This is a genomic window from Undibacterium sp. FW305-107, from assembly GCF_058788535.1.
Genome location: NZ_JBYTAV010000012.1, coordinates 83294 through 94858, shown reverse-complemented (window position 1 = coordinate 94858; position 11565 = coordinate 83294). Strand labels below are relative to the sequence as shown.

Here is an 11565-nt window from a genome sequence, read left to right as displayed (position 1 = left end):
CCTACAAACCCGGCCCAACCTACGCGCCACGCAATATAAAGAACAGACTAAAACTAGGAGATAAACCATGTCAAACCCATCCAAAATCGCCTTCATCGGCCTCGGCAACATGGGCGCACCCATGGCACTTAACCTGCTCAAGGCAGGCTACCCACTCACCGTCTTCGACCTCTCCCCTGTCGCCCTGAAAACGCTGGCAGATGCCGGCGCACTGGCCGCAGGCAACGCAAAGCAAGCCATAGAAGGCGCAGACATTGTCATCAGCATGCTGCCAGCCAGCCGCCATGTAGAAAGCCTCTACCTCGGCGATGACGGCATACTCGCCCACATCGTCAATGGCGCACTGGTCATAGACTGCAGCACCATCGCCCCGCAATCTGCCAAGAAAGTCGCACAGGCCGCAGCCTCACGCGGGCTGGCAATGGTCGATGCTCCAGTCTCAGGTGGCACAGCAGGCGCAGCGGCAGGCACACTGACCTTCATCGTTGGCGGCAGTACAGACGATCTCGAACGCGCCCGCCCCGTGCTGAACGCCATGGGCAAGAATATCTTTCACGCTGGTGAACACGGTGCCGGGCAAACCGCCAAAATCTGCAATAACATGCTGCTCGGCATACTGATGGCAGGCACGGCTGAAGCACTGGCGCTGGGCGTAGCGAACGGGCTTGATCCCAAAGTCCTGTCCGACATCATGAGCAAAAGCTCAGGCCGCAACTGGGCGCTGGAACTATATAACCCATACCCCGGCGTCATGGAAAACGCCCCCGCATCACGCGGCTACACCGGTGGCTTTGGAGTAGACCTGATGCTCAAGGATCTTGGCCTGGCAACCGAGGCAGCACTAGGTACCAATTCCAGCATCCCGCTGGGTGAAGCGGTACGCAACCTGTATGGCATCCATAGCAAAGCCGGTTCGGGTGGCAAGGATTTTTCCAGCATACTTGAGTTGTTGAAGAACAAAGAGTAAAAAAAGTGATGGGGACGGGTTTCATCAGCAAGACGAACGCATGAATATTCAAGCGAAACCTGTCCCCTCGCCGGTACAAAACCCGATACAGCATTCACTCCAGTTGCAAGACCTTGAAATTATTCCGCCCTGCCTTCTTGGCAAGGTACAGGGCTTCATCCGCTTTCTTCAACATCTCGCCAGCGTTGGAGTTATGTTCTGACGAAATCGCCACACCTATGCTGGTGGTCACCATCAGGGGTTTGCCTTCTATATCAAAAGGCGTGGTCATGGCTTGCACGATCTTGCTCGCGACCATGTCAGCTTCGCTGTGCATGTTCAGGCCTTCCAGCACGATGACGAATTCATCACCCGCCAGGCGGCCTGCAAGGTCGGTCTGACGTATGCAATGTTTGAGACGGCTGGCAAATTCCTGCAAGACCAGGTCACCGGCATGGTGACCGAGGCTGTCGTTGATACTCTTGAACTTGTCAACATCCAGGAACATCATCGCCATCAAGCGGCCCGTGCGTTGTGAACGGGCGCTGGCCTGTTCCATTCTTTCATTGATCTGGTTGCGGTTGGGCAGACCGGTCAGGGTGTCAAACCTTGCCAGGGCCAGCAATTGTCTTTCCACTGCCTTGGCGTCACTGATATCGTTGACCAGGGTGTTGACCCCTACCACTTTGCCACTGTCATCATATTGCGGGACATAGGTGGCATGGTAATGGCCAGTCTTGCCAGCCACGGTGATCTCGGTTTCAAATTCTGTTTTTTCACCAGCCATCGCCAGTTTGTAATGAACGTGATGTTCCTGCTGCATGGCACCGGACAAGAGCGATAAAACCGGCTGGCAGCGTATCTCTGACAAGGGCAGATCGAACCAGGTTTCATAAGGCCGGTTCACAAATTGATAGCGATTCTCGCTGTCAATAAGACTGACAAAGGCCGGGATGTTGTCGGCAATGGTGCGTAGCAAACCTTCGCTGGCTGCCAGTTTCAACTCTGCTTCCTTGCGTGCCGTGATATCGATGACCATGGAATAATAACCCAGGGTCGCACCTTCGGCATTGATATCGGGTACATACTCATACTGCAAAAATCGCTTGATATCACGCTCGGGTGCATAGCGCTCAAAGGATACTTTTTCACCGTGCAGGGCCCGCTCCATGTTGCCCTTCAATTCCAGGTAGGATTGTTCGCCAAATACCTCGGCAACAGTTTTCCCTAACAGATGGGCAGGATCAAGACCGGGGATCAAACCATAATTACGGTTACAGAATTGATAGCGCTCATTGGCATCGACATAGGCTATCATCGCGGGTACATTGTCGGTAATGGTACGCACACGTTTTTCACTGCGCATCAAATCATCTTGCACGCGCTTGAATTCGGTAACGTCTTCCACCAGCACAAAAAAACCATCGACCTGCCCGGATTTGTTAAAGTCCGGTACATAAGTCACCCTGTCCCATTCCCAGTAACCATAGCGCTCTGCGCGCCGCTCAAAACATGTCCATTCACCATTCAGTACCTGGGTCACATAAGGCTTGGTGTGGCGATAAAACTCAGGTGTAGAAATTTCCTTGATGGTTTTTCCTATGGTCTGCTGCGCTGTCAGGCCAAACAAATGTTCTATACGCTTATTGACGAAGGTATATTTTTCCTGGTAATCGACATAGGCAATAAAGGCCGACATATTGTCAGCGATAAGACGCAGTTTCTTTTCACTGGCGCTCAGGGCTGCCTCAGCATCCCTGCGCTTGATCATGGCATCATCAAATGCCTTAGCCAGGTCGCCAATCTCGTCCTTGGGATATCTTTTATTTGCTTGCGCCACCAGCATATTGGCGTCTGCATTATTGACCTTGTCACGCAATTTTTGCAGCGGTGCGAGTTGCCAGTACATGAACCACCAAACCAGTAACAGCAAGATCAGCAGCAAGGCCAGACCGAGCATGGCTGCTTCCCTTCTGACTTTTGCGACGACGCTGAATGCTTCATTGGTGGGATACACACCGGCAATCAGCCAATCAACCGATTTCAGGCGGCGGTAGCATAATATGGCTTCGTCTTCAGTATTGTCATTAGTGGTCAGATTACCTTCCAATCCGGCAAAGGCACTTGCAGGTATCTGACTTTTGTCTGGCAAGTCACGGCTGCTTTTCAATATGCGTCTGTGATCAGGATGCGTGACAAATGTCCCTTCGGTAGTCAGGACGTAGAAATAACCCTGATCACCAATTTTGGCCGTCGCCAGATCAGCCAGAAAGCTGTCCTGTATCAATTCTATGGTACCCATCAGCACCAATAACATGTGACCACCAGGGTCAAAAACTGGCACACAAATCACTACCAGGGGACGCCCGGATATGCCACTTTTTAAAGGGGCAGAAATAGTGATTCTTTTTTGTTCAAGCGCTTTTTTAAAATAGTCGCGGCCACTAACGTTTATCTGCCCTCGTGTATCTGGATTATCCAGATTGGCCAGCAAGTCGCCCCGTAAATCAAACACGGCCAGGTTATCAAATAAGCCATCCAGGCTATGATAACGCTCCAGAAAGTTCTGGATTTTTTCATGGGCGATATCGTCAGAACCCAGGTCGCTGGCCAGGCGGATCAAGGCATTTTTTCTGAGTTCGACTTTATGGTCAATTTCATTGGCTACATTGGCTATCAGGCTGGATTGCCTGGCCACGATGAGTTTTTCAAGTGCGCTTTCAAATATAGATGAAGCCAGCACATACAGCAAACCCAGGGACAGGACAAAGAATATCGCCACCGCCACAGTCAGGCGGGTTTTCAGGGTGATATTACGAAAACGAAATAGTCGGGAGGGCGACATATCTTTCGAAATAGTGAATGAATCCCAAAGACAATATTAGCATTCGAGTCATTGATGACAAATCATAATTTCGATAAAGCGTGGTATTCCAGGCCCGTGCAAGACGCATTCCAGGCACTTTTTACCAAATTCTACAATTCAGGAATAAGCCCCCAGAGTATCGTCAGTACGGCAAGCCAACTGGTCTGTAGAGCCGGGTATGCTTGATGCGTCTGCTACACAGTTGACAGGCGCAGCGGACGCATCAGACTGGTGCTGGGCTTCTTCCTGACCATGCGGTCTGGCGGCAGGCTCGTAGTCAAAATTGTGACTGATATCCTGACTGAAATATAGCCAGGGAAAAGCCGTATTGCTGATATGGCTGTCGTAGCTGCTGTTATCGTATTCAGTGCTGCTATTGTCAGCAGGCCCACCCACCTGTCTTGCCGCAATCTGGCGTGCCCGTTCTGCCAGTTGGCGGATATAGGCTTGCACCTCAGCCGGAACAGCCTGCCCGCTGGCCTGGTATTTCTCCAGCGTCTTGATGGCTGCCTGGGTTTCATAGCGCAGTTTTTCCAGTTGCTGCTTCTCTTCATTGGCGTTGGCAATTTGCTCATCCACATTGCGCAGATCTGCACCCTTTTGCGTATCCAGGAAAAAAGCCAGGCGTATTTTCAAGGTCGTCAGCGAAGTCGTTGCACCGGGGCGGGCAAACAGGCCAAGTATCTTGCGATTTTCCCTGAATGTGGCACGTACCATGTCATCCACAAAACCGGGGCAAGCCAGCACCAGAGCATCCAGGGTAGCGCCGGAAAAATCTGGCAACAAGCGCGCGACCTGGCTTTCCAGCAATTGCCGTCTGCCTGCTTGCAACTGTTCCAGTGCAATGGTTTGCCGGGCGATTTCGGTCTGCATGGCGTGCAGAGAATTCTGCAAGCCTTGCAAGGCCAGTTGCATGTCTGGCAGTGACGGGTCTATGGTCGTGGCATTGTTGATATTCACGTCAGGCATGAGCTACCTCTTGATGGACTTCGCCGTCTTCACGACGGGATTGAAAATAATCGACAAAATACTGGCGCAAACCGGGTTTGCGCATATCCGCATGCCACTCCAGTGGCTGACCTGCACGCACGCTCAAATCTGTCCATGGGTTAAAACCGAGATCAGTGATTTCATGCATGCGCAAAAAATAGCGCCTGTGCTGGGCTTCACCATGCCACAGGTGACGTATCTCACCTCGCACGACTCCCAGCCCACCCTGCACCTGCTCATGAAACCGCTGGCCCCAGGCTTGCAGATGGGCAATCTGGGCATGGTCATGTTTCAGGGCATTTTGTATGCAAAAGTTATAGTCGCCATAAATCGCATGTGCCATGAAATGGTCAGCACTGCCCGATATTGCCGCCTCATACAGGCCAACACTGTCAAACAGGCTGCGCCGCATGGCCCAGCCATAACCGGTGTGCCCGTGCGTATCATACCGCCCGGCATGCAGGGTCGCTGGCTGTGTCTGCATGACAGCAGCAAAAGAGCTGACCCGGTCAGGCGTTGCCCCGGCACTGCCATCCTGCTGCAGGCGCAAACAGCTTTCCCACACTTGCGCTACCGGATATTGCTGCAACACCGTCACCAGCTCTTTTGCCCAGTGCTTGTTCTCAAACACAATGTCACAATCCAGCCAAGCCACATAGCGGCAACTGGCAGGCAGCCATGAAGCCGCCAGGTTCAGCAGTCTCTCTTTTTGCCACAGCAAGGTGCTTGAGCGCAGTTGCAAGACATCCACAGCCGCTGGCAATTCAAACGGTGCATCATCAAAGGCACATTCCACCGTAATACAGGTCACCCCTGCCGCCCGCATGCCCTGCATGAAGACATCATAATTCTCCCTGCGCGAGGCGTAGCGGCAAGGGTTGAAGTAAGTGGTGAGGACAACGAGTTCGGACATGCTCTGACGGTTAGTTGAGGCAGGATAATAAACTGCCTGGTTGAATTGTATAATGCAAAATCAATACTATACGCCTTGCTCCCATGCGCATACAAATCCTGTCCGACTTGCACCTTGAAGCCTGGGGTGATACTGCACCACAGAGTGATCCAGCCATCAGCCAGCCTGATGTGGTTGTGCTGGCTGGCGATATCCATACCGGCAGCAAGGCTGTCGCCTGGGCCGCGCAACAGTTTGCTGGCATCCCGGTGCTATATGTGCATGGCAATCATGAAGCCTATGGCAAAAATCTGGAAGAAATGCAGGCCGATGTTGCCAGTGCCTGCGAGGCTACGGAGAATGTGCATTTCCTCAATGCCCGTGAATACCAGATGGGTGACATACGCTTTCTGGGTGCAACCTTATGGACGGATTTCTGTCTGTTCGGCGCAGAACAACGCTACTTCGCCATGACAGAAGCAGCAGACCTGATGCCCGACTACCAACGCATTACCCTGGCTGAACAAGGCTACCGCAAACTCGCCGCTGATGATACGGCCCTCATTCATGCCAGGCAAAAATCCTGGCTCAACAAACGGCTGGATACCCCCTTCCAGGGTCGCACTGTCGTCGTCAGTCATATGGCTCCATCGATACAGTCAGTATCATCACGTTATGCAGATGACTTGCTATCCGCCGCCTTTGCTTCTGAACTCGACGCACTGGCACATAAAGCTGATCTGTGGATACACGGTCACATGCACGAAAGCTTTGATTACCAACTAGGAAAATGCCGCGTCATCTGCAATCCTTGCGGCTACCCTTTGCATAATGGCAGGATGGAGAATGAGGAATTTGATCCGGATCTGGTCGTGAGTTTATGAACGACCATATAAACGATGCCCGAAATTCTTCATATGTCTAGTCCATTGAAAAAAACAGCGATCTCCATAACGGCCATGTTGTTGTATGTTCTCGGCCTCTGTTGCTTCGTGCTGCCACTGTTTTTTCCGGCATTGCAGTTTGATGGTGGTTTTGGATATATGCTCGCGCTCTACTACCTGTGCGGCATCATTTTTTTACTTGCCGGTATTTTCTTTCATCTATGGATCAGGTCACGTGATGCTGCAGGTCACATGCAGTTTCTTGAAAGTGCAGGAAAGGAAGTAGTGCCACGACGGTTGGGAGAAAATGAGGAACGGAATCAGTAGAACTCATGAAGAATTGAACGCTACATCAAAAGGAATAAAGCATGAAAACAGATTGGCACAGCCTTGAAATATCACGCGCTACCGTCGTCGATAAAGAGTACAAAAACACCCAAAACGTCAGGCGTTTTTTAAGCGCAGAATGCGGTACCGAATGCAAGCTCGACCGTGGCTTCGTGGCATGGATCATCAATGGTGATCACAAGACCATGGGCGATGTGGCGGATGAATGGCAAAGGCGGTATGCGGATGCGAAGCAAGCTTAGAGTTTTCCTGGTCTGTATTTCACCCAGCAATGAGCGCAATACAGACCGGAAAATCAAACTTTTAAGACGCTAGCAAACTCAACCCAGCCACAGCTTGAATTCTATGCCGTTTTGTATCGTGCCTATGACCTGCGCCTGGTTCTCGGCACTTTCACAGAAACTGGCGAGTGCACCGGCCGCTGTGATCTGGCCTTTGCTTAACTGATTATTCCAGTAATCGAAACCGGCCTGGTCTGGCGCACGGTGCAAGACGTTCTGGTAGAAGTTGGTGATCAGCGTGGTGGTCGATGGATTGGCACCATACAGTTTTTGAAATTCAGCAGACTGAAAGAAACCTGCCGCCACGGTCGTCAGGCTGGATCCCTTGTCCATATCTTTAATCCAGTAACCCAGTCCTTCCAGATCAGGCTTGCGGCCAAATGCTGCCTGGTACAGACGATATGCCTGGCCTGCTGTGCCACTGACGTCCAGCGCGATGCTCTTGTCAGAAAATTGCAGACGTTCGACGTTGAACAGACTATCAATATCACCATTGGATTTGACGCGTAACTGGAATGCCGCGCCAACCGGGGTAATCGCAAAATTGCTGGCATTTCCTGCCATGATGACCGTGTCCATGCCCGTGCCGCCATCGATATTATGGTTGCCAGTGCCAACATTAATGGCGTCATTGCCACTGCCAGCATTGACATGCAAACGGCCACCGCCGCCATTGACGGTGATCAGGTCAGCACCTGCACCTGAAGCGATCAGGTAATCGGAATACATGGTGGCAGGTAAATCGACGCTAATAACATCTGCCCCTCCAAACAGGGATTCATCGGCCAGCAGTTTTTCATCTATCTGCTGGTTGGCAGCTACATTCATGGAAACGCCAGTGATGCGGTTGAAGCTACCGTCACGGTATTCGGTCACAGAAGAAGTCATGGTCCCGGTAACGACAGACTTGGTCAGGCCCTGAGCCACCGTGGTGGAATTGGAAGACAGATTAAAACTGCCATCCAGTGTCGCAGAACTGATGAACTTGTCTGCACTTGCAGTGATTTTGCTGACGGTGCCGGTACTATTGCCACTGGTATCACCCCGGATAGCCCCCTGCACGTTGATCGTCACATTGCCCGTTACCGTATCATAGTTGGGACTATAACTAGGGGTCAGGGTAGAAACCGACATGGAATTAAGCAGTGTTGTGGTCGGCTTGATGTTGACAGAGTAACCGCCGCCGCTGACAGGGGTATTTGTGTAATCAAAATCAAATCTGCCAGTTTGGTTGATCGATAAAAGACCATTGCCATATATCTGCAGATTCGTCGCCGTACCGGTACCTGAAAGCGCATTGGGATTAGCCAGGATCACACCGTTATAAGTCGTGCTTGCACCGTCAGGAAAACCAAAAACCACCCTGCTGCCTGTAAAGTCAAAAGAGGAATAATACTGATGGTCCCTTGCCCAGCTTGCACCCAGCTTGGGAAACACATCGAATAAAGTACCCAGCGTGCCATTGGTAGGAGGTGACTTGATGAGTTGCTGATAATTGGTGGTAACAACGGTTTGGGACAGTTTGATATTGATGTTTGCCATGAAGGTAGATTCTGTAGAAAGGGGATAAAAGCTGTGAGATAAAAAACTGTGATGTAAAATTTTGGCGTTGTTGCCATTTGCATCAACATTATGGCCGCCGAATGCTACAGAGTTATTTTTAATCTGGCAATTTAATCTACGCTCTATAAAAACCCTGCGCAAAACCCATTCTTTCTACTGCATCTGCTGTCAATGAAACACCTGCCTGCCCGCTTTCCTGCGCGCCTGTAAATCAGTATTTATTTTCCACAAGCAAGCTAGCTGAATCGGAGATGCAAGCAAGAATATAGAAAAATAAATTGCCAATTGAATAATATTGTCTTATATTCCATTATTGCGATTTCAATCACATGCCAAACTGCACAACAAACTGCAGAAATCAAAGACCGCCCATGACAAAATAATTCAGGAGTACGCATGAAGCAGACCCGCATTCTCTCCGTCATCATGATCTTGTTTGCCTTGTTTGCCCTACCTGCCTGCGATGGTGGCTGGTCAGGTACACGTTACCAACTCCTGACAACGCCAGATGGCAAGGTCTACCGGCTGGATGCCAAGAATGGCAGCGTGCATTATGTGACGACAGAAAAAATGCTGGCCCTGAATGACGAATTACCCACCCTGCATATAGGTGAGTATTACCAGATGGCAGACGCCAAGGGCAACGTCAAGTATCTCAAGTATGTGGGCAATGCCCAGTTCGAAAAAAGCCCGGCGTCCAGCCAGGTGAAGTGACCACCCGCAAAGGACGCCGCAGCTAACTCCTGCTTCAGTTCATCACCGATGGCCATTGATGCGCTTCTGCCTGACAATGCTGGCACCACGCATACAGCGCGTCATACATCACCATGCCGTGGCTAAGCAAGACGTGATCATCTGCAAAAGTTTTTGACAAGCCCAGCGACAAGGCATACAGACCCGCCGATTGCGCCGTCAAATCCAGCTTGCCGGTGTCTGCTCCACGGATAATAGTCGCCAGGGTTTGCAAGGCAGGATCAGCGAGTGCGTATTTCTTCAGGAAGGCATCAAAGCTGCACAAGTCGCCGACATGGCTTAATTCCACACCAGGTATGTCATAAGGTATGGCACCGGTTTCTGTCGCAATGCGCAAGACATCGGTATTAGCCACATATAAAAATTCTGCATCCCTGTCGATGAAATGCATGATCAGCCAGGGACAGGCAATGCGGTCTATCTTGGGTCGTTCACGTGTAATCCATTGCATGATTGTTCTCCCTCAACCTCAAAACTACTTCTATGCAGTCCGCCTGGCAAGCATGCCGCCTGCCTGTTTATAGGCTTCCAGCCCGCCTTCCAGATATCGTGCAGCAATACCCGCTTCGTTCAATGCGCTGGCGCAGTTGATGCCAACCTCATGTCCCTTGATGCAGTACACGACGACATTCTGTTGCTGTGTCAGTGCCGGTGCCCAGCTAGTCACTTTTTCAGGATCCAGCCAGACTGCACCAACGACTTGCAGGGTGTCAGCTTCAAAGGCTGGGCGTTTGCGCACATCGATGACCGCTGGTGGATTGGCACTGCTTAGCTCGCGCATGAATTCGGCAACGCTGACGGTTTGCCTTGTTTGTTCCGTTTGTTCCATTTTTGACTCCTTTAAGAGTGAAGCAAGGGGTAAATGACCAAGCCCAGAACCGCTGCGGCCGCAACGATGACAGGTTCCTGCAATTTCTTGAACTTCCACAACAAGAAGATACTGACCAGGGCAATGGCTGCCGTCGGCACATCCAATATCGAGCGTCTGGCAATCACCAGCACAGAACCGGCAATCGCCCCTATGGCTGCGGCTGTAATGCCATCAACAAAAGCAATCACGCCGGGCAACTTGCCATATTTTTTAAAATAAGGTGCAGGGATGACGGTGAACAGATAGCAGGGCAAAAATGTCGCCAGTGCGGCCACCGTCGCGCCCGGCAGGCCGGCTACCAGATAGCCGATAAAACCCACCGTGATGACCACTGGTCCTGGCGTGATCATGGCAACCGCGACCGCATCGACAAACTGCTTGTCCGTCAGCCAGTGATGCTCAGTCACCACGCCACCGTACAGGAAAGGCACAATCGCCAGGCCAGAGCCAAATACAAAGGCACCGGCCTTGGTAAAGAAGATGGCGATCTGCGTCAACAGCGATGCGTCCTGCGTCGTCAACATGCTGCCTATCACAGGCAACTGCAGCAGCGTCAGGCTATGCAGTTTGCCGCGCCCCAGCCATGCCGGTGGCGCACGCAACAGCCAGACCAGTACGCCAGCGGCGATAAACAGCCAGGCGATTTCTGTCTCGGTAATAAAGGTCAGTGCTGCCAGCAAGAGATAAATGGCCCACAACAGCTTGTCCTTGCCTATGCTTTTTTGCGTGAGCTTTTTGGTGCTCATGACGATGATGCCAACCACTGCAGCACCGACGCCATAAAACACTGCCTGCATCCAGGCCAGGCCGCCATAACTGACATAAGCCCAGCCCAGTAACACCACCATCATGAAGGAGGGCAACACAAAGGCAATGCCTGCCAGCGTTGCACCCCAGATGCGGTAATGTACATAGCCCATATAGATGCCAAGCTGAGCCGCCAGGGGGCCCGGGGCCAGTTGCGCCAGTGCCAGGCCTTCCTTGTAATCTGCTGGCGAAATCCAGCCACGCTGCTCAACCAGGTCGCGCTGCATATAACCCACCAGCGCCACCGGGCCACCAAAGCCCAGCGCACCCAGGCGCAGCATGTAAAGTACCATTTGCCACAGCGTATAAACTGGTGCGTTCTCGATGATGGCAGGATTGGGATCAGGCTGGCTCTGGCTCATGG

General features: G+C 51.7%; 12 protein-coding genes. 5 read left to right on the top strand and 7 right to left on the bottom strand.

The features are described 5' to 3' along the window. Positions 1 to 67 precede the first annotated feature (67 nt). The gene (gene mmsB, locus AC3WQT_RS24290; protein WP_492707881.1) at positions 68 to 967 is read left to right on the top strand and encodes a 3-hydroxyisobutyrate dehydrogenase; all 900 of its coding nucleotides are present in this window, start codon (positions 68 to 70) and stop codon (positions 965 to 967) included. 94 nt (positions 968 to 1061) lie between these two features. On the opposite strand, the gene AC3WQT_RS24285 is transcribed toward mmsB, so the two are convergent. The 3 genes from AC3WQT_RS24285 to AC3WQT_RS24275 all read right to left on the bottom strand — a co-directional run bounded on the left by AC3WQT_RS24285 (position 1062) and on the right by AC3WQT_RS24275 (position 5715). Beyond that, the gene (locus AC3WQT_RS24285) at positions 1062 to 3791 is read right to left on the bottom strand and encodes a sensor domain-containing diguanylate cyclase (protein ID WP_492707879.1); all 2730 of its coding nucleotides are present in this window, start codon (positions 3789 to 3791) and stop codon (positions 1062 to 1064) included. Positions 3792 to 3929: 138 nt separating this feature from the next. Next, positions 3930 to 4781, bottom strand: a complete 852-nt coding sequence (locus AC3WQT_RS24280) for a hypothetical protein (protein ID WP_492707877.1) — start codon at positions 4779 to 4781, stop codon at positions 3930 to 3932. After that, the gene (locus AC3WQT_RS24275) at positions 4774 to 5715 is read right to left on the bottom strand and encodes a glycosyltransferase family protein (RefSeq protein WP_492707875.1); all 942 of its coding nucleotides are present in this window, start codon (positions 5713 to 5715) and stop codon (positions 4774 to 4776) included. Before AC3WQT_RS24275 ends, AC3WQT_RS24280 begins: the two co-directional genes overlap by 8 nt. An 83-nt stretch (positions 5716 to 5798) precedes the next feature. Between AC3WQT_RS24275 and AC3WQT_RS24270 the strand changes: the two genes are divergently transcribed. Genes AC3WQT_RS24270 through AC3WQT_RS24260 form a run of 3 tightly spaced genes read left to right on the top strand, consistent with a single transcriptional unit; the run spans position 5799 to position 7168 of the window. Next, the gene (locus tag AC3WQT_RS24270) at positions 5799 to 6578 is read left to right on the top strand and encodes a metallophosphoesterase (protein ID WP_492707873.1); all 780 of its coding nucleotides are present in this window, start codon (positions 5799 to 5801) and stop codon (positions 6576 to 6578) included. 33 nt (positions 6579 to 6611) lie between these two features. Continuing rightward, entirely contained in the window at positions 6612 to 6905 is a 294-nt protein-coding gene (locus AC3WQT_RS24265; protein WP_492707871.1) for a hypothetical protein, read from the top strand. Between the two features lie 41 nt (positions 6906 to 6946). Next, complete coding sequence (locus AC3WQT_RS24260; protein WP_492707869.1) at positions 6947 to 7168, top strand: DUF6434 domain-containing protein; 222 nt, start codon at positions 6947 to 6949, stop codon at positions 7166 to 7168. 78 nt (positions 7169 to 7246) lie between these two features. On the opposite strand, the gene AC3WQT_RS24255 is transcribed toward AC3WQT_RS24260, so the two are convergent. Continuing rightward, the gene (locus AC3WQT_RS24255) at positions 7247 to 8749 is read right to left on the bottom strand and encodes a DUF4214 domain-containing protein (protein ID WP_492707867.1); all 1503 of its coding nucleotides are present in this window, start codon (positions 8747 to 8749) and stop codon (positions 7247 to 7249) included. Positions 8750 to 9166: 417 nt separating this feature from the next. On the opposite strand from AC3WQT_RS24255, the gene AC3WQT_RS24250 reads away from it, so the two are divergent. Continuing rightward, on the top strand, positions 9167 to 9484 hold the full coding sequence (locus tag AC3WQT_RS24250; protein ID WP_492707865.1) for a hypothetical protein: 318 nt from the start codon (positions 9167 to 9169) through the stop codon (positions 9482 to 9484). A gap of 34 nt (positions 9485 to 9518) precedes the next feature. Here the strand turns inward: AC3WQT_RS24250 and AC3WQT_RS24245 are convergent, their stop codons facing one another. From AC3WQT_RS24245 to AC3WQT_RS24235, 3 genes are read right to left on the bottom strand one after another with little or no spacing between them, the layout of a single operon-like run. Then, positions 9519 to 9974, bottom strand: a complete 456-nt coding sequence (locus tag AC3WQT_RS24245; RefSeq protein WP_492707863.1) for a chromate resistance protein ChrB domain-containing protein — start codon at positions 9972 to 9974, stop codon at positions 9519 to 9521. Between the two features lie 30 nt (positions 9975 to 10004). Continuing rightward, the gene (locus AC3WQT_RS24240; protein WP_492707861.1) at positions 10005 to 10352 is read right to left on the bottom strand and encodes a rhodanese-like domain-containing protein; all 348 of its coding nucleotides are present in this window, start codon (positions 10350 to 10352) and stop codon (positions 10005 to 10007) included. Between the two features lie 11 nt (positions 10353 to 10363). Then, positions 10364 to 11563, bottom strand: a complete 1200-nt coding sequence (locus tag AC3WQT_RS24235) for a chromate transporter (protein ID WP_492707860.1) — start codon at positions 11561 to 11563, stop codon at positions 10364 to 10366. Between the last annotated feature and the right edge of the window lie 2 nt (positions 11564 to 11565).

What these genes read in the sequence shown, in the direction of transcription:
- mmsB (WP_492707881.1), top strand. Translation starts at nt 68, where the DNA reads ATGTCAAACCCATCCAAAATCGCCTTCATCGGCCTCGGCAACATGGGC.
- AC3WQT_RS24285 (WP_492707879.1), bottom strand. Translation starts at nt 3,791, where the DNA reads ATGTCGCCCTCCCGACTATTTCGTTTTCGTAATATCACCCTGAAAACC.
- AC3WQT_RS24280 (WP_492707877.1), bottom strand. Translation starts at nt 4,781, where the DNA reads ATGCCTGACGTGAATATCAACAATGCCACGACCATAGACCCGTCACTG.
- AC3WQT_RS24275 (WP_492707875.1), bottom strand. Translation starts at nt 5,715, where the DNA reads ATGTCCGAACTCGTTGTCCTCACCACTTACTTCAACCCTTGCCGCTAC.
- AC3WQT_RS24270 (WP_492707873.1), top strand. Translation starts at nt 5,799, where the DNA reads ATGCGCATACAAATCCTGTCCGACTTGCACCTTGAAGCCTGGGGTGAT.
- AC3WQT_RS24265 (WP_492707871.1), top strand. Translation starts at nt 6,612, where the DNA reads ATGTCTAGTCCATTGAAAAAAACAGCGATCTCCATAACGGCCATGTTG.
- AC3WQT_RS24260 (WP_492707869.1), top strand. Translation starts at nt 6,947, where the DNA reads ATGAAAACAGATTGGCACAGCCTTGAAATATCACGCGCTACCGTCGTC.
- AC3WQT_RS24255 (WP_492707867.1), bottom strand. Translation starts at nt 8,749, where the DNA reads ATGGCAAACATCAATATCAAACTGTCCCAAACCGTTGTTACCACCAAT.
- AC3WQT_RS24250 (WP_492707865.1), top strand. Translation starts at nt 9,167, where the DNA reads ATGAAGCAGACCCGCATTCTCTCCGTCATCATGATCTTGTTTGCCTTG.
- AC3WQT_RS24245 (WP_492707863.1), bottom strand. Translation starts at nt 9,974, where the DNA reads ATGCAATGGATTACACGTGAACGACCCAAGATAGACCGCATTGCCTGT.
- AC3WQT_RS24240 (WP_492707861.1), bottom strand. Translation starts at nt 10,352, where the DNA reads ATGGAACAAACGGAACAAACAAGGCAAACCGTCAGCGTTGCCGAATTC.
- AC3WQT_RS24235 (WP_492707860.1), bottom strand. Translation starts at nt 11,563, where the DNA reads ATGAGCCAGAGCCAGCCTGATCCCAATCCTGCCATCATCGAGAACGCA.